The following is a 15,828-nucleotide window of genomic DNA, read 5'->3' as shown; positions in this document are numbered from 1 at the left end:
TCCGAGGGAAACGTGAATTCAAACCCCGCCATTCACAGCGTCGATGCGCGCCTGCCCGCGTGGCAACTGGTGCTGTTCGGATTGCAACACGTCCTGTCGATGGCCGCTTCGCCGGTCACCGCGGTCTTTCTGGTGTCGCACATGTTGTCGCTGCCGTCGGACACGACCGTGCATCTGATCGGCGGGACCTTTTTCGTGTGCGGCGTGGGCACGCTGCTGCAGTCGCTCGGCGCGGGCGCAGTGGGCGCGCGGCTGCCGTTCGTGATGGTGCCCGGCGGAGCGCCCGCCATGCTGTTCGCCGTGACCGCAACGCAGACGGACTTGCGCACGGCCGCCGGCGCCGCGATCCTCGCGAGCCTGTTCTACTGGATCGTGCTGCCGGTCTTCGCCCGATGCCTGCGGCTTTTTCCGCGCGTGGTGGTTGGCGCGATGCTGCTGCTCGTGTCGGTGAACCTGATCAGGATCTACGCCGGCATTGTGGTCGGGCAACCGGGCACGCCGGGCTTCGCACGCCCACAGTCGCTCGGCCTGGCACTCATCACGATCGTGGCCACGCTCGCGGTGGCGCGTCTGTTCAAGGGCACCGCGGGCAGGCTTGCGGTGCTGCTCGGGCTCGTGGCCGGCACCTTCACCGGCTGGGCGATGGGGTTGATGTCGGCAGGCGGCTTGTGGAGCGGTCCGCTCTTCACGCTGCCCGGTCTGCTGCCGTTCGGCATGCCGCGCTTCGACGTGCTGGCCGCGTTGCCCATGCTGATTTTCTGCGTGATCTCGATGGCCGAAGCGACCGGGCAAACCGTGGCCGTCGGCGAAATCACCGGCAGGAAGATCGATATGCGCCGCGACGTGCCGCGGACGATTCGCGGCGACGCGCTCGCGTCATTGATCGGCTCGCTGCTCGGCACTTCGCTCATCATCACCAGTGCCGAGAATATCGGCGTCGTGCAGACCACCGGCGTGCGCTCTCGCTACGTCACCGCGACGGCGGGCGCGATCCTGCTGCTGATCGCGCTGTTCGCGCCGCTCGGGCGTTTCGCGTACGCGATCCCCGCGCCGGTCGTCGGCGGCACCGCGCTGATCGTGTTCGCGATGATCGGCGTGATGGGCATCAATCTGCTCGGCACGGTCGACCTGCATGCTCGCGGCAATCAATACACGCTGGCGGCGGCGCTCGTGGCCGGGCTGATCCCGGTACTGGTGCCCAACGTCTATGCGTCGTTCCCCGCCTCGCTGCAGATCGTGCTGGGCAACGGCATGGCGGCCGGCACGTTGACGGCCATCGTCGTCAATCTGGTGTTCGGCGCGTGGCGCCTCGCGCCGGTGGAGACAACCCGGGCCACCTGATTTCGGCCTGACGGACCCTCGCAGTTTCCTTCCCACGCTTCACCCATACGTCATGAAAAGCAAACTCGCTTTCCACGCGACGCGCGTCGCGGGCCTGGCTGCGCTCGTCGTTTCCCCGGCCGCTTTCGCGCAGGGCAGTATCACGCTGTATGGCAGTCTCGATGCCGGCCTCGGTTACGTGAGCAACCTGCACGGCTCGCCGGCATATATTGCGGAACAGGGCACCCTGCAGGCCGACCGCTTCGGCTTTCAGGGTACCGAAGGGATTGGCGCGGGCCGCTCGGTGGTATTCAGGCTGGAAAGCGGTTTCGTCACGACGACGGGGGCCTCGGCCAGCAGCGGCACGTTCTTCAATCGCCAGGCGTACGTGGGCCTCGCCGATCCAACGTTCGGCACCCTGACGCTCGGCCGCCAGACGGACTGGAATTTCGATTGGCTCGGATCGGTCTCGACCGGGCAATTACTCGGCGATTTCTCCGCCTTTCACCCGGGCAATCTGGATGGTCTCGGCAGCACCCTGCCCGTGCAGTTGTCGAGCACGGTGAAATGGAAGAGCGCGAACTATCGCGGCCTGACGCTCGGCGCGCTGTATGGATTTCCCGGCGCGACGGCCAGCAATACCAATGGGCGGAGCATCAGCTTCGGCGCCAACTACGCGAATGGGCCGCTCAAGCTGGTGGCGGTGTATTCGGAGTATCGCGACCGCTTGCTGCCGCTCTCGAACGGGCTCGGGCTGGCTTCGTTCGAAGGGCAGGCGCTCGCGTCCGGTGCGAACTTCAACGCGAAACAGGTGCGCGACATGGGCGTTGGCGGATCGTACCGGTTCGAACGTGTGACGCTGCACGCGCTCGCCACCGATGTACGGATCGCCTCGAACGGCGGCAGCGAACACTTTCGCAGCTTCGACGGCGGCGCCAATCTGCGTCTGACGCCCGCCGAGGAAGTCGCGGCGGGTGCATGGACCGCGACACTCGCCGGGCGTCGCTGGACGCAGTTCACGGTGGCCAACGTGTATTCGCTGTCGAAGACCACGCAGGTGTACGCCGATCTGATGCTGGAAACCGCGGGCGGCGGCGCGGTGGCCAATACGCTCGGGATCGGCGCGGCGTCGAACGGACGGCAGACGGTGTTTCTCGGCGGAATTCATCACCTGTTCTGAGCCGGCACATACGCCGGCGCCGCGCACGCACGCGAAACAGCCCGCCAGACCCGCACGACGATCACGGCCTTTCGACACCGTCGCATCGGGATCAACGCTATCTTCCGCCGAGCGCAACATACAGCGCCACCTGATTCACGAGCAGCGCATAGCGCACGCTCGCGAGTTCGGCATCGGCATTGCGGGTCGCCTGCTGGGCGTCGAGCCAGTTCTGTAGCGGTATGGAACCCGCGCGGTATTGCCAGCCGATGCGCTGCTCGCTTTGTCGTGCTGCGTCGAGCGCGTCGGCCCATTGCGTCGTTTCGACCTCGTAGTCGGCGCGTGCGGCAAGGGCATTCTCCACGTCGGCAAGTGCCTGATAGAACGCCTTGGCGAACGCGACTGACGCGGCATCGTAGGCGGTACGCGCCGAACCCACCTGTGCTTTCATCGTCCAGACGTTCAGAAACGGGGCGGCGACATTCGCTGCGATCGTACCGATCGGGTTCTGCAACACATTGCGCAACGCATCGCTCGAGGTACCCGCCGAGCCCGTCAACGTGAGGTTGGGATAAAAACTGGCCCGCGTCGCATCGACTGTCGCGAGCGTGGCGCGCGTTCGCAATTCCGCCGACCTGACGTCCGGACGGCGAGCCAGTACGGAGGCCGGCACCCCCGGGTCGACCGCGGGCAACGGCGTCATCAGGCGCGCCGAAGGCACCACGAACACCTCGCCCGGCGGCTGACCGAGCAGGATGGCGAGTGCATTTTCAGCCTGGGTTTGCTGCACCAGCAAAGCGTAGCGCGACGCGCGTAGCGACGCGAGCGATTGGCGAGCGGCCAGCAGATCCACTGCCGTCACCGCACCCGACCTGTACCGGATATTCGTCAACGCCAGCGTTTTTTCGTTGTATTGAATCGATGCGTCGCTCTGTTCGATCTGTTCGGTGAGCAGGGCAAGCAACCAGTATTCGTCGGCAACCAACGATGCGACGGTCATCCTGGCCGTCCGTTCGTCCTGCTCGGTTGCCCGTTCCTCCCAGCGGGCCGCATCGACTGAACTCGCCAGCGCCCCCCATAGATCGACGACATAACTGGCCGACGCGAGAAGTGAATTCGCGTGTGACACGACATGTGCGCCGTGCAGCGAATGAGAATCCGACTGTCCCGCACTTGCGTTGATCGTGGGCAATCGATTGGCGCGGGCGAGATCGACGGCGAATTGCGCCGCGCGCAGATTGGCGACGGCCGTCTTCAGATCGTGATTACCGGCCAGGGCCCGCGCGACGAGCCGGTCCAGTTCCGGATCGCCGAATGCCTGCCACCAGGGGTCGATATCCGTATCCGCGCTCGACGTCGCTTCGGCCTTAGCCGGCGAAGGCGTGGACGAGCCGGACGCGTCGCTCCGGGTGCCGGGCGTGCCGACCATCATGGAACTCGCGGTCGGCCCCGCGGCAGCAGACACTGCCTGCCAATGCTGCGGAATCGTCACCGCCGGCGGCGTCCACGCCGTGCGCGTCAGCGTCCCGCATGCCGCCACGGCTAGGGAGACAATCAACAAGGCTGGCGTGGTGAATCGTGACATTGATTTCGACCTTCCGGGCCGCCGTGAGACCGTACGTGTCGACACGGCATGCAGTGAACGAGGGAACATTTTCATTCGCGGGTCAGTGCTTCCGCCGGGCGCAGGCGTGCGGCCTGACGCGCCGGGAAATAACCGAACACGACGCCCACGAGTGCGGCACTGGCGAATGCCGTAGCGATCGAGTCGAACGACAGGACCATGTAGAAATGACTTCGCGGGTCCGAAAAGAAACTGACGACGCCGATCGCGAGCGCCACGCCGGCAACCCCACCTGCAACGCACAGCCAGACGGATTCGATGAGAAACTGATCGCGAATGTCGGAACGGCGAGCACCGATCGCCATGCGAATCCCGATTTCATGGGTGCGCTCCGTCACCGAGACGAGCATGATGTTCATCACGCCGACCCCGCCGACCAGCAGCGAAATGAATGCGATCGACGAAATGAAGACGCGGAACGATTCATTCGATGCCGTCGCGATCTGGAACAAGGCATCCGAGTTGAAGGTGGTGAAATCGATCGCGCCGTGGCGCGCCGCCAGGACCTTGTCGATGCCGGCCAGCGCGGCGCTCGATGGTACGCCGTCGGCGAGCCGGACCGTCACGCTCTGGAGGTTGTACGATCCGGTCATGCGCGACATGACCGAGGTGTACGGCATATAGAGCCCGAGCGTACCGGGTGCAAACGACATGGCGTTCGAACCCGCGACGCCGATCACGTGGCACGGCAGGTTGCCGACCAGTACGACTTTCCCTATCGGCGAATCGGTGCCGAACAGCGTTTGTCGCGTCTTCTCGTCGATGACGGCAACGGGAGCGTTCGATTCCACCAGCGATTCGTCGAACGGCCGGCCTTCGATCATGGCGATGCCGTGGACCCGAAAATAGTCGGCTCCGGTGCCGTGAACGGTCGCGGATACGTCCTTGTTGCCCACACGGATCGTTCCCAAACTCGTCACTTCCGGCGTCACGCTATCGATGTAGCGCTGCGCCTGCAGCGCACGCACGTCGGCGAGACTCAGCGTATGGATCGAGCTCGCACGCAGATCGCCCGCCATACGTCCTGGATAGATGCTGATCGTGTCCGTACCGAACTGCCTGATCTGGTCCATGATCGTTCTGCGGCTTCCCTCGCCACGGGCGACCATGCAGGCGACCGATGCAATGCCGGCAATGATGCCCAGCATTGTCAGGAACGAGCGCAGGCGGTTGTTGGCCACCGAACGCATGGCGAGCCGGAATGCCTCGACGAACCGGCCGAATGCGAACGGCTGCGCGTTCTTGCGCCGAAGCGCGATCGCGCGCCCGACGGGCGGCGCCGTTTGCGCATCGCCGGGGTTGGCCGAAGGGCTCGACCCGGACGAACGGTCGCCGACGATGCGTCCGTCGCGGATCTCGATGATACGGCGCGCATGCCGGGCGACGTTCATGTCGTGCGTGACGATGATGATCGTATGGCCTTGCACGTTGAGCTCATGGAACAGCGCCATCAGTTCGTCGCCGCTCTGGCTGTCGAGTGCGCCGGTCGGTTCGTCGGCAAGAATGATCTCGCCGCCGTTGATCAAGGCGCGCGCGATACTCACTCGCTGCTGCTGCCCGCCAGAGAGCTGCGTCGGCCGATGATCGAGGCGCTCGCCGAGGCCCAGACGGGCGAGCAGCTGCCTGGCTCGCTTGCCCCTTTGCTCCGCGTCGAGGCCGGCGTAGATGGCGGGCGCCTCGACGTTGCCGAGAGCGGTCAAATCGTTCAACAGCTGGTAGCGCTGGAATACGAAGCCGAAATGCTCCCGGCGCAACCGTGCGAGCGCATCCGCGTCGAGCGACTGGGTCTCGACGCCGTCGATCCGGTAACTACCGGACGTCGGCGTATCGAGACAGCCAAGAATATTCATCAACGTCGATTTTCCCGAACCCGATGCCCCGACGATCGCCACCATCTCGCCCCGCTCGATGCGCAGATTGATCTGGTGCAGGACGTCGACCGCCGCCTCTCCCGCGCCATAGGTGTGGCTCACACTCGTGAGGTCGATCAGTGGAGCGTTCGACGACTCGACACGTGGCATGGACATTCCGTTACCTCGACATGCTGTACGGATCACGCGTCCCCGCGCCCGAGGCCTGGCCGACGATGACTCGATCGTCCATTCCCAGCCCGCCGAGAACCTGAATGACGGTATCGTTGGCAATGCCGGTTCGTATCGCCCGGCTGGCGACGTTGCCGTCGGCCCCCAGGAGCCGCACCGTTGCCCGTCCGTCGTGTGCCGGTGCAACCAGCGCCGCAACCGGCACGACCGTCGCGTGTCGTGCCCGTGCAAGCACGATCGACACCTGCGCCGTCATCGAGATGCGAAGCCGGTTATCGGGATTCGGCATGTCGAGCAGGCCGTTGTAGTAGACGGCCGTATTCGTTGCCGACGAAGTGGTGTTGGCACTCGTCGTCGTGTCGGTCAGGATCGAGTCCGGTGCGGGCTCGATGGCCTTGAGCGTGGTTTCATACCGATGGGACGCGTCGCCGAGAATCGTGAAATAGGCGGGCAGACCGGGCTTGAGCCGCACGACGTCGGCCTCCGAGATCTGCGCCTTGACCTCCACCGTGTCCAGGCGTGCGATCTTGACCAGATTGGGCGTGGTCTGGTTTGCGTTCACCGTCTGGCCCGCGACGGCGAGCATGGCGACAATCTCCCCGTCGCTCGGCGCAACGATGTGCGTGTAGCCGAGCGTGACGCGCGCGGTATCCACGTTGACCTGCGCGACCTTGATCTGGGCATGGCTCGTTTCGACGTTGGCGCGAGCCACATCGAAGGCCGCCCGTGCCGTTTCGAAATCGGCATGCGAACCGGCGTCGTGTTCAACGAGTTCCTTCTGCCGTTCCAGCGCGAGCCTGGCCTGGACAAGCGATGCCTCGCTCGAATGCAGCGTGGCCACCGCGCTTTGCAATTGCGCCTGCGCCGTGTCCAATGCGTAGATCTGTGGCTTCGAGTCGATTTCCGCGATCAGCTGACCTTTCCTGACGTGGTCGCCAAGTGCCACGTGCAACGACTTGATCTGTCCGTTGACTTGCGCGCCGACGCTCACGAGATCGGCCGCGCGGATCGTACCTACGGCCTCGACGGTGGATTCGACGTCCTGATACGAGACAGGAACGGTAAGGTATTGAATATTCGGCTTGTCATGCCGTGCATACCGATATACAGAGACGGCGGCCACAGCGATGCACAGCGTCGCGACACCATATGTGAAAATTTTGTTGTTCAAGCGCCAAAATCCTTTCAAAATTCTTTCGCGCCCGTTCCTTCATGTTATTGGACGTCCACTTGAGGACCGGTTACCCCGGAACCAAGCGATCAAATCGATAGCCGATCGCTGCGCAGCAAATAGATTACCCTATGCGAATTAGAATAATTTTGCTATTTCACCATCCCATCGAAATCGGCCGCCGACGCCACCGTGAGCGGCATAACATCTGACGCCGCAAACCACTTCATGCGAAGCGGCAATCGTCTCGTGCAAGAAAAAATTTCTAATGCATCGCTTTGATTTCTTTGAAAAAGCAAAAATATTCCACCCTCATTTGCTATCTTCATCATATCAATGAATCGGCAGATATTTACAGATTGAAAGAGGAAAGACTTGGGTTGAGCCCACACCACCTCTCTAAAAAAGATTGGTTTGCGACTTGACCATCAGCACAACGAAAATATAACGGGCCACGTTATTATGAAAAAACACCTTGCCACATTATTTTTTATAATATCGATAAATAAGAAATTTGCCACACTCTCCATTGCTTCGGGTTTGCTAGGAGGACTCCTGCCAACTCTTATAACAATAATAACTGCGCTGCTCGTGAATGCAATTACAACGGCATCGGCCACACGATCCGAATCAACTTGGTACGTGATATTTTTAATAGGATCCGAGGCGGCCATATCCTTGCTTATCATTATTAAAGAACGATTCATGTCTGCCTTAACTGGATCGGAAACCACAAAAACCAAGCAAGAGTTGACACGCCGAGTCCTAATCAAGACGGCAAGCCTTGAACTGTCAGAGCGGGAAAATTCAAAAAGCAAGCAAGCCTACGATTTTGTGACGCGATACGGGATTCCACGCGCGGTTTATTTGCCGACACGAATTACCTCACTTGCGACATCTCTCACCTCATTGGGAGGAGCAACGCTTGTCACAATGAAAACATCCCCGTACGCTGGAATTTTTGTCATCCTGTTCGCCCTGCCGACTTTCTTCTTGACCGCGGCAGTGGAAAGCAAGAAAAGAGGAATGCAAAATAATTTCCATGAAGATTACGCAAGGTCCTCGTACATAGAGCTACTACTAACAAATCTTTTGTATGCAAAAGAAGTTTTATTCTTTGGATTAAAAGATAAACTAATAAATCTGTACGACGCGTATAATCACAAAATAAACAAAAAAACCAATGACCATTCATGGTTCGCGATCTACACATTATTTACGTCTGATTTTCTGGGAGTGATTTCCGTTTATGCTGTATATTGCGCCACCGCAGTTGCTGCAGCACAGGGAAAAGTCAGCATCGGATCAGCAGCATCGATTCTTTTATGCTGTCGCCAGGTACAAAGTAGCTTTTCGCTATTCCTGACTACGATTTCTTCGTTGCAAAGCGAATTGACAGAGGCCAGTTCCGTTCCACAGTACATATTGGATGATCCAAACACGGCAGCAAACCGGCCAGCCTTGCCTTGCATAAGTAGCGAGGAAAAAGGAATTGTCTTTGAAAACGTATGGTTTAAATACCCTGACACCGAAGATTACTGCCTATGCAATATTAATTTTTGCATACCACCAAAATCCTCCTTCGCTATTGTAGGAATAAACGGCGCTGGTAAAACCACTCTTCTGAAACTGATTTGCGGTCTTTACAAGCCGACGCGAGGACAAGCGCGGCTGGACGGTGTTGACATCTACTCAATAGACCGAGCCTATTTGAGAACTCGAATGTCGGCAATATTTCAGGATTACGCAAAGTATCAGTTCCCAGTTGACCTCAACATTGGAATAGGTGCGGTGGGAGAACCGCGAGAAGAACGCCTCTGGTGGGCAGCAGAATGTGCATCCGCGTCAGATTTAATAAAGAAATTGCCGGCCGGACTTGACACACAGCTCGGAAGAGCGTTCAAAGGCGGTATCGATCTGTCAGGTGGTGAGTGGCAACGCATAGCTGCGGCGCGGGCATACGCACCAGATGCTGACGTCTTAGTTCTCGATGAACCGACGGCGTCACTAGACGTTGTAAACGAGATGCGTCTGACCAATGAATTTCTATTATCAAAAAAATCGAAGACCGTTATCTTGGTCTCACACCGATTCGGATCGGTAAGGCGGGCGGATCAAATTGCGTTAATTTCCGAGGGCACCATTTCGGAGATTGGCTCACATGACGAACTCATGTCACTTCGATCTGGTTACCATTACCTATTTAATACTCATGCTGAGCAATTTTTCTCAAATGAGGAGTGAATTATGCGTGAATCGACATCACAGTCCATCGAGGCATTTGCAAAGAGATTGACTGAAGAATCTCAATATCGGCAACTGGACATGCCTGCCCCTTTAATTCGAGCCGTCTCCTCACACTTGAACATCACTTGCTCGGCCATATTGCAAGCCGTGAAAACGGACTCTTCGATTAGTGAATCCACCATCAATGAAGTAGATCGTTTGCTGAATCAAATTCGCGCAATCGCAAACTCCCTCACCTCATTTCGCATCTCACTTTCGGATGTCCGCTGAAATGAATCCGTACCATCATCTATTAAAAAGCTCTCCGATTAAACTATCCGACGGTTTCGAGCTTAATTCACCACTCCCTTTTGAGACTGCTCATCAACTCAGTGATGCACGCGTAGTTTGGATAGATCGCGATGCGGTTAGAAGAGATTTTGGTGATTACGTATTCGAGGGAAATTGTGTTCGATCCATGTCAGATGCGCAGATGGACGATTGGTTTTTAAGAAAATCCGCGTACATCTCCAATTCCCAACTCATACCAAATTCAGTAAATACCGAGATACCGGTGGGGGGTAATGTATGCCGTGTGTGGCGCCCGAAGACCTACGGTCGAGCCGGTTTAATCGAAATTTCGTCTGAAACAGACTTGGATGATATCAAGTTCTTTGATGTGAAAGGTCATGGCGTCGCGCAAGGGGTTGTGGCGGAACCATTTATCCATCGCTCGGGTTTGCTGCCACTGGTACAAGCGCTGTATGACGTCTTGGTCCAACGAATAATGGAAAAAAAATGCAGACTGTCGGATGTCGAAATTTATGGCGCAACTTTATATGGTGTTATCGATGCGGGGTTTCGGGGAGTTTTCGAAAGCCCCAATTCCTCTTTCACACCATGTGGACTAACCGTCCGAGCCGCAAATTTGCGCCCAGAATTTTTTAGCAAATCACGAGAGGTAGAAAAACTGGAATGGGAAAATATCTCGATATTGACTGGATGCATCCTGCAACAAATGGGTATTTTTGCCGGACCTCAATGCAGGCTACAAAAGGCAGACGGAAAGCTGGCTCATCCCCTCGATATACTTGGTCCAGTCAGCGAGCTAACGTCGAATATCGGCAACTCGATCGAGGGTTATGTTTCATATTTCAATGTCCAATTAACCTGCACCAGCAAAGTGAGTCCGTTCAGGGTTGAAATTGTGGACTTCGGCCATTTTTATTTTGGTGAACGACAAGATTCCATATTTTTAAAGTATAAACTCGATGCCTCAAAAGGCGCACTCTGCGGCACCGTATTGGATTTGTCGGAATTCATAGTGGACGGGATCGAAAATTCATTAAAAACTCTATCTTCAATGAGAGTGCTTGACAAGAGCGTAGCGGAATTCCTCGGCTTCTCGGAGCAATCACGGATGCAGACTGAGCCACGCGCCTTTTCCGCGGAGTTGGCATTCCAGTCAATGCAAGGCAGGCTTTCAACAACCGATGTTGATTACGAAATCAAAAATTTCGTAGACAGATATGTCTGATTTGAATTTTCAAGGGCTGGTTTCATTTTAGCCATTTGAAATGGGCCGCCGAAACCCAATTCGGCAATTTCTAGAGAAAATCATGAAAAATTTGCTTGAATCAATCAAAGAATCCTTGGAAGTAAAGACTGAGAAATTCTCCTGCGTCCCACTAGTGGTCAATAAAAATCAAGGGGCGAATTCAAACACCGGGGGCTCAAAAGGCGGCGTACATTCCGATAGCAACATGTTTGGATTTTTTTAAGTTGAATTAAAAATACCCCTCCGAAGATGTCTCCGGAGGGGTTCAATAAAAATGGGAGGTATATGATTGAGGCATCGCTTGACCTGGCCGACCTGGCTGCGACGCCGGAGTGGCGCGACGGATCGATTTGTTTCTCCAATAGTTTTATTGCACCTGTTTCGCATCAGGGATTAGTGGTTCGGTTCATCAGTCATTCTGAAAGCTGGCTGCTGGTGGTTCGTGAGAGAGAGTGCCTTGAGCAATTGGCCTGTGACATCAGTTATGGCGTGACTGTGGGCGAAATTTGGAATGAGCTTGAATCACTCCAAAACTTTGATCTTGATTATCTGGCGGTAGAATGGACCAGCACTCAGGAAGGCGGAACTCTTCGTATTTTATCGGGCCCCATGGGGATTCTCCCGGTTTACGCCTATCTAGAAAAAAGTGCTCTGACAGTAACATGGGATTATCGTCGAATCTTAACTCAATGCCCAAGTAAGCGAATCGATCTTAAGGCAGTATGTCATAGACTGGTAGGGGATTTTCGCTATGGTCCAAGGATGATGCTATCTTCCGTTGTGGCATTGACAGAAAGGTCATCGCTCTACATGACGGCCAACGGCATTGATTTTCAGTTTCCAGGCCCTTGCATTGTCGATGGTGGTTATGAAAAATCCCCACTGTCGATTGACGCCGCCGCTGAATTATTCATCGAAACGCTAAAAACCAGAATTGCCAGGCGCCCGCTGAGGGCCGCTGATATTTGCACCGAGCTGAGTGGCGGGATTGATTCTGCCATGGTATCCGCAGTCTTGAAATGTATTTATGGCACCGACCCGCTTGCGCTGTCGATTCATACCGATAGTGTGTTTTTCCGCACTGATACTCCGCGCAGGACAAGTCTAATTGGATTTTTCGGATTTCATTCGCGAGAGCTCGAAGCATTCGATTTTTCTTCAAACTTCATCGAAGACACCGCGCCTTTGTGGGGAGAGTATTTCCACTGCATCTTTGAAAAACTTTGGCGAATGGCGCAAAATGACGAACGGTCATTTAGATTTTCCGGCATCGGTGGCGACGAAATTTGCTCAACATCCCAGCAAGTGCTTTTTTCTGATTTGTGGTCAAGCCATCACAAAATTCTTACAAAAAATGCCATTGAACTTCTTAAAGATGTGTTTGTGGGAGATTATTCTCCGGGGTATTGCACGAAGACTGGGCTGCTGGCAGCCGCCAATCAATCACCATTTTTAATAGAAAAAGGCATACTATCTATTGCGCCACTAAACGATCCTGCAATTGTTCATTTTTTTTCGCTACTTCCGGATTCCATGAGAACCGACAAGCGTATCATTCGAAGATCTCTTGAAATTCTAGGGGCATACGATCCGTTTAAAGCGCTTCCCGAGCCTGAAAGCTTCAATTTATTTGCCATTCACGCGATCCAATTAAAGCAAAATATAATAAGAAGCATCTTTTCCTCATCCCGACTGGTGGATCTTGAAATTGTGAATGGGGCCGCATTGATGTCAATGTTTGATGACTTCTTAGCCAATCCCAGGAATGATTTGAAGTTTCTGATACTGAGCATTCTCGATGTCGAACTCATACTGCGGGCGTTACTATGACCAATGGGAATCTAGATGTAATTCGCGATGCCTGTGAGAAATGGTATGGATTTTCCCCCGAGATGGTTACCGAAATAATTCACGGCGTTAACCACACATTTCGGATTAACCATGACGAGGTAATTTACTATGCCAAATTATATTCACACGATCAAACCATCGAGCACATTAAACTGACTCACAAACTACTGCTTGAGTTTAACGATACAGAGCGAGCATCCGTTAGCAAGCCACTTATTGCTCGCGATGGCGCCTCATTCCGCTGGATTCGCGTTAATTCACAGCTTCGCCTATTGAGTATATACAGTGAGGCGAAGGGCACGGCTGTCGCATTAACCGAAAAAGAGATGTGTATTGTCGGACGAGCGGTTGCCGAAATTCATGAGCAACTCTCCTGGTCTGGCGCAAGGGCGTCCAGCCTTGATATCCCCCACATCATAGATGTGTCGCTTGATTTTATTGTCAAATCCGACATACCTGATGATTTTAAAATTTTCCTTACGGAAAGGTCAAAAAATTATGTCAGATCCGTTGAAAATAAGCACCTTGAGTGCGGGATAATCCACGGGGATCTGGATATTCTAAATATCCGTCTCCACGGAAATGGATGTTCTTTTTTTGATTTTGAGATGCTTTTTAACGGCCCGCTATTGTTCGATATCGCAGCCATTCTGCTTTCAATATTCTCAAATGAAAGCAGCTGCGAAAACTCAAGGCCCCTAGTGCTGAGCATTCTTCGCAGCTATCAAGATTACAAAGCGTTGGGTGCCACCGAGGTTGCAGTTCTGCCAAGCGCCGTGTTTGCAAAGTGCATACGATCGATTGCATTTCTTTCTAGGAATTGCCTCATCCCGCCTGCGATGTGGCCGACAGTTTTTATTCGAACAAGCGAAGTATTGGAAAGAATGAATAAAACATTGCTCAATTTATAATAAAAATTTTTATGTCTTTTCCACATGCGTAACGTGATAAGGCGTAACTCAGCGCGGACCCTCCAAATCCAGCACGAGGGCGCGGCACACCGGCATCAGGCGCACGCTCGAGCACAGTGCGCTTGATGAGTTGCGGCTTTGTTGCGAATTACACCGATTCGGGGATGCCTGCTGCCTCGCTGCGTACCCAGACATCGGTCCATGCCTTGGGCACGTAAAAAAATTCGCGGCCGACAAACACACTCCCGCGACGATCCGCATAACGGAGGAACACGTCGACCTGGCTGTTCTCGATACGGCCGGCACTGCCACTGTACTGGCGTTAAACACCAGCCGAGCGCTAGCCCTCCTTGAGGAAGCCGGTTTTGTCCACAATCAGCACCGCGTCACGTACACCGAAGTGCTCGACAACATACTTCCGCAATATATCCGGCACGGTGTGGACATCAGGCCGCGCCCGCTCCAACAGGTGCTGCACGCCGCCGGGTGTCGATTCGCCGATCCATTCGGCGAGCTGCCCGCCGTTGTTTGGGCTCCGGACGCTCGAATAACTCACCAAGCCGTTGATGCAGCGAGTCCAGTTCACCTTCCCACACCTTTGCAGTCGAATGCATCGCTTGCCTACAACGTTGTCCTAATCATTTTTGTTACGACAGGAAATCTCCGGCTGTGGTACTGAATCAGTGTCCGGATTCATTAGGCCAATACAGGTATCGATGGCTCGGGACACGAAGCGGTTTTCGCAAGCTGCTTCGGTTCGGCATGCTGGCCGAGCCGCAGGCACCACGCCACGAGATGTAGCAGTTGTTGCTGCCGTATTCGTAGGAGAGGTAACGGCAGCAGATGCGCTTTAGTCAAGGGCCGTCGTCGTTTCATCGGATAACCGCTGGCGTTGGCCTTGGCGCGCCAGTTCAATGCGGCGAACTTCCCTGTCAAGCGCCGGCTACGTCATCGCCAGTAAGCATCAACACCGCGTAGGTGGCGAGCCAATGCTCCGCCATGTAGTTGCCGCTGACGTGCGGCAACGCGGCAGCCCCATGCCGGCTCGCCGCTTCGCGCATCAGCCGCGCGCGCGCGTCGTCCGGGGGCAGCGCGCTCGCGAGCGATCGAAAGCACCAGGCCCGGCTCAGGTTCAGTCCGTTGAGATGGGTGATGCGGCCATCGGCGTGGTCGCTCACGACGGCAGGGGTGAACAGGCACGATGGCTGGCTTGCCGCCAGACGTGGCAGGAACCGCTCGAACCAGGCGGCGAATTCTCCGGCGTCCAGGGTGCGCCGCATGCATTCGGCCTCCATCAGGCAGGGGGAAAGGAAATCGTCGAGGCTCGGCTCGCCCCATGCCGGACAGTCCGCATCGTCGCCATACCACCGCTTCGCCGCCGCAGCCAGCTGGGTCCTGAACGCGGCATCGCCGACGGCGTCCGCATAATCGAGCGCGAGCCGGACGGCGAACGCCGTGTTGTGATGCGTTCCGGCCCGGTTCGGGTAGGTGGCCTTGGCCAGGAACTCCTCGAAACGCTCCCGGATCAACCGCGCCAACGGCGCCAGCGCCTGCGCCCAGCCGGAATCGTGGTGCGCGCCGAGTGCCGCGGAAAGCTTGAGCAACCACGCCCAGCCATAAGGCCGCTCGAAGTTTTGCCTCAGCGGGTCGCCGAAGTACTCGCATTCCCGTGCGACCTTCGGGGCCGTCAGCGAGGCATCGAACAGCTCACGAATGCGCGGCCCGGCATCAAGGTCGGGAAACTCGCACAGCAGCCGGGCAAGCAGCCAGTAGCCATGCACGCACGAGTGCCAGTCGAAGCTGCCGAAGAACACCGGATGAAGCTGCCGCGGCGTACCGCTGTCGTCCGGCCCCGACCATACGTGGCCCGGACTGCAAGGGTATTCGCGCGTGACGTGGCCAAGCGTCAGGCGGGAGAATTGATCGGCAAGCTCACGGGTCAAACTGGAAGACATGGGTGTGGTTC

Annotated in this window: 10 protein-coding genes and 1 pseudogene; 6 read left to right on the top strand and 5 right to left on the bottom strand. The window is 56.2% G+C overall.

What is annotated here, in order from left to right; translation table 11 throughout:
• The first annotated feature begins 12 nt into the window (after positions 1 to 12).
• Positions 13 to 1,341 carry a uracil-xanthine permease family protein gene (locus tag bpln_RS20665; RefSeq protein WP_042629263.1) on the top strand — a complete coding sequence of 443 codons (1,329 nt, stop codon included), beginning with the start codon at positions 13 to 15 and terminating at the stop codon, positions 1,339 to 1,341.
• A 52-nt stretch (positions 1,342 to 1,393) separates the two neighbouring features.
• A complete protein-coding gene (locus tag bpln_RS20660) occupies positions 1,394 to 2,500 on the top strand; it encodes a porin (RefSeq protein WP_055139851.1) in 1,107 nt (368 codons plus the stop codon).
• A gap of 97 nt (positions 2,501 to 2,597) precedes the next feature.
• Here the strand turns inward: bpln_RS20660 and bpln_RS20655 are convergent, their stop codons facing one another.
• The 3 genes from bpln_RS20655 to bpln_RS20645 all read right to left on the bottom strand — a co-directional run bounded on the left by bpln_RS20655 (position 2,598) and on the right by bpln_RS20645 (position 7,316).
• The gene (locus bpln_RS20655) at positions 2,598 to 4,064 is read right to left on the bottom strand and encodes an efflux transporter outer membrane subunit (RefSeq protein ID WP_158512051.1); all 1,467 of its coding nucleotides are present in this window, start codon (positions 4,062 to 4,064) and stop codon (positions 2,598 to 2,600) included.
• A 71-nt stretch (positions 4,065 to 4,135) separates the two neighbouring features.
• Positions 4,136 to 6,130, bottom strand: coding sequence for a MacB family efflux pump subunit (locus bpln_RS20650; protein ID WP_082465378.1), 1,995 nt, complete (start codon positions 6,128 to 6,130; stop codon positions 4,136 to 4,138).
• 4 nt (positions 6,131 to 6,134) lie between these two features.
• On the bottom strand, positions 6,135 to 7,316 hold the full coding sequence (locus tag bpln_RS20645; protein WP_055139849.1) for an efflux RND transporter periplasmic adaptor subunit: 1,182 nt from the start codon (positions 7,314 to 7,316) through the stop codon (positions 6,135 to 6,137).
• Between the two features lie 705 nt (positions 7,317 to 8,021).
• On the opposite strand from bpln_RS20645, the gene bpln_RS34270 reads away from it, so the two are divergent.
• The 4 genes from bpln_RS34270 (at position 8,022) to bpln_RS34265 (ending at position 13,862) form a co-directional block, all read left to right on the top strand.
• Positions 8,022 to 9,560 carry an ATP-binding cassette domain-containing protein gene (locus bpln_RS34270; protein WP_158512050.1) on the top strand — a complete coding sequence of 513 codons (1,539 nt, stop codon included), beginning with the start codon at positions 8,022 to 8,024 and terminating at the stop codon, positions 9,558 to 9,560.
• A 274-nt stretch (positions 9,561 to 9,834) separates the two neighbouring features.
• The gene (locus bpln_RS35830; protein ID WP_148654107.1) at positions 9,835 to 11,079 is read left to right on the top strand and encodes a hypothetical protein; all 1,245 of its coding nucleotides are present in this window, start codon (positions 9,835 to 9,837) and stop codon (positions 11,077 to 11,079) included.
• Positions 11,080 to 11,385: 306 nt separating this feature from the next.
• The gene (locus tag bpln_RS35825; RefSeq protein ID WP_148654106.1) at positions 11,386 to 12,930 is read left to right on the top strand and encodes an asparagine synthetase B family protein; all 1,545 of its coding nucleotides are present in this window, start codon (positions 11,386 to 11,388) and stop codon (positions 12,928 to 12,930) included.
• 62 nt (positions 12,931 to 12,992) lie between these two features.
• Entirely contained in the window at positions 12,993 to 13,862 is an 870-nt protein-coding gene (locus tag bpln_RS34265; protein WP_158512048.1) for a phosphotransferase enzyme family protein, read from the top strand.
• Positions 13,863 to 13,944: 82 nt separating this feature from the next.
• Here bpln_RS34265 and bpln_RS38440 read toward each other — a convergent pair.
• Together bpln_RS38440 and bpln_RS20640 are read right to left on the bottom strand one after the other, a co-directional pair.
• Positions 13,945 to 14,476 (bottom strand): annotated as a pseudogene (locus tag bpln_RS38440) (transposase); the annotation flags it as partial.
• 318 nt (positions 14,477 to 14,794) lie between these two features.
• Positions 14,795 to 15,817: a DUF2891 domain-containing protein gene (locus bpln_RS20640; RefSeq protein ID WP_055139848.1), complete on the bottom strand. Its 1,023-nt coding sequence runs from the start codon at positions 15,815 to 15,817 to the stop codon at positions 14,795 to 14,797.
• Between the last annotated feature and the right edge of the window lie 11 nt (positions 15,818 to 15,828).

Source organism: Burkholderia plantarii, assembly GCF_001411805.1.
Classification (GTDB): Bacteria; Pseudomonadota; Gammaproteobacteria; order Burkholderiales; family Burkholderiaceae; genus Burkholderia; species Burkholderia plantarii.
This window is presented reverse-complemented; position numbering and strand designations above follow the sequence as displayed.

Excerpts from the sequence above, each read along its gene's own strand:
- bpln_RS20660 (WP_055139851.1), top strand. The coding sequence starts at position 1,394 with ATGAAAAGCAAACTCGCTTTCCACGCGACGCGCGTCGCGGGCCTGGCT.
- bpln_RS20655 (WP_158512051.1), bottom strand. The coding sequence starts at position 4,064 with ATGTCACGATTCACCACGCCAGCCTTGTTGATTGTCTCCCTAGCCGTG.
- bpln_RS20650 (WP_082465378.1), bottom strand. The coding sequence starts at position 6,130 with ATGTCCATGCCACGTGTCGAGTCGTCGAACGCTCCACTGATCGACCTC.
- bpln_RS34270 (WP_158512050.1), top strand. The coding sequence starts at position 8,022 with ATGTCTGCCTTAACTGGATCGGAAACCACAAAAACCAAGCAAGAGTTG.
- bpln_RS35830 (WP_148654107.1), top strand. The coding sequence starts at position 9,835 with ATGAATCCGTACCATCATCTATTAAAAAGCTCTCCGATTAAACTATCC.
- bpln_RS35825 (WP_148654106.1), top strand. The coding sequence starts at position 11,386 with ATGATTGAGGCATCGCTTGACCTGGCCGACCTGGCTGCGACGCCGGAG.
- bpln_RS34265 (WP_158512048.1), top strand. The coding sequence starts at position 12,993 with ATGGTTACCGAAATAATTCACGGCGTTAACCACACATTTCGGATTAAC.
- bpln_RS20640 (WP_055139848.1), bottom strand. The coding sequence starts at position 15,817 with ATGTCTTCCAGTTTGACCCGTGAGCTTGCCGATCAATTCTCCCGCCTG.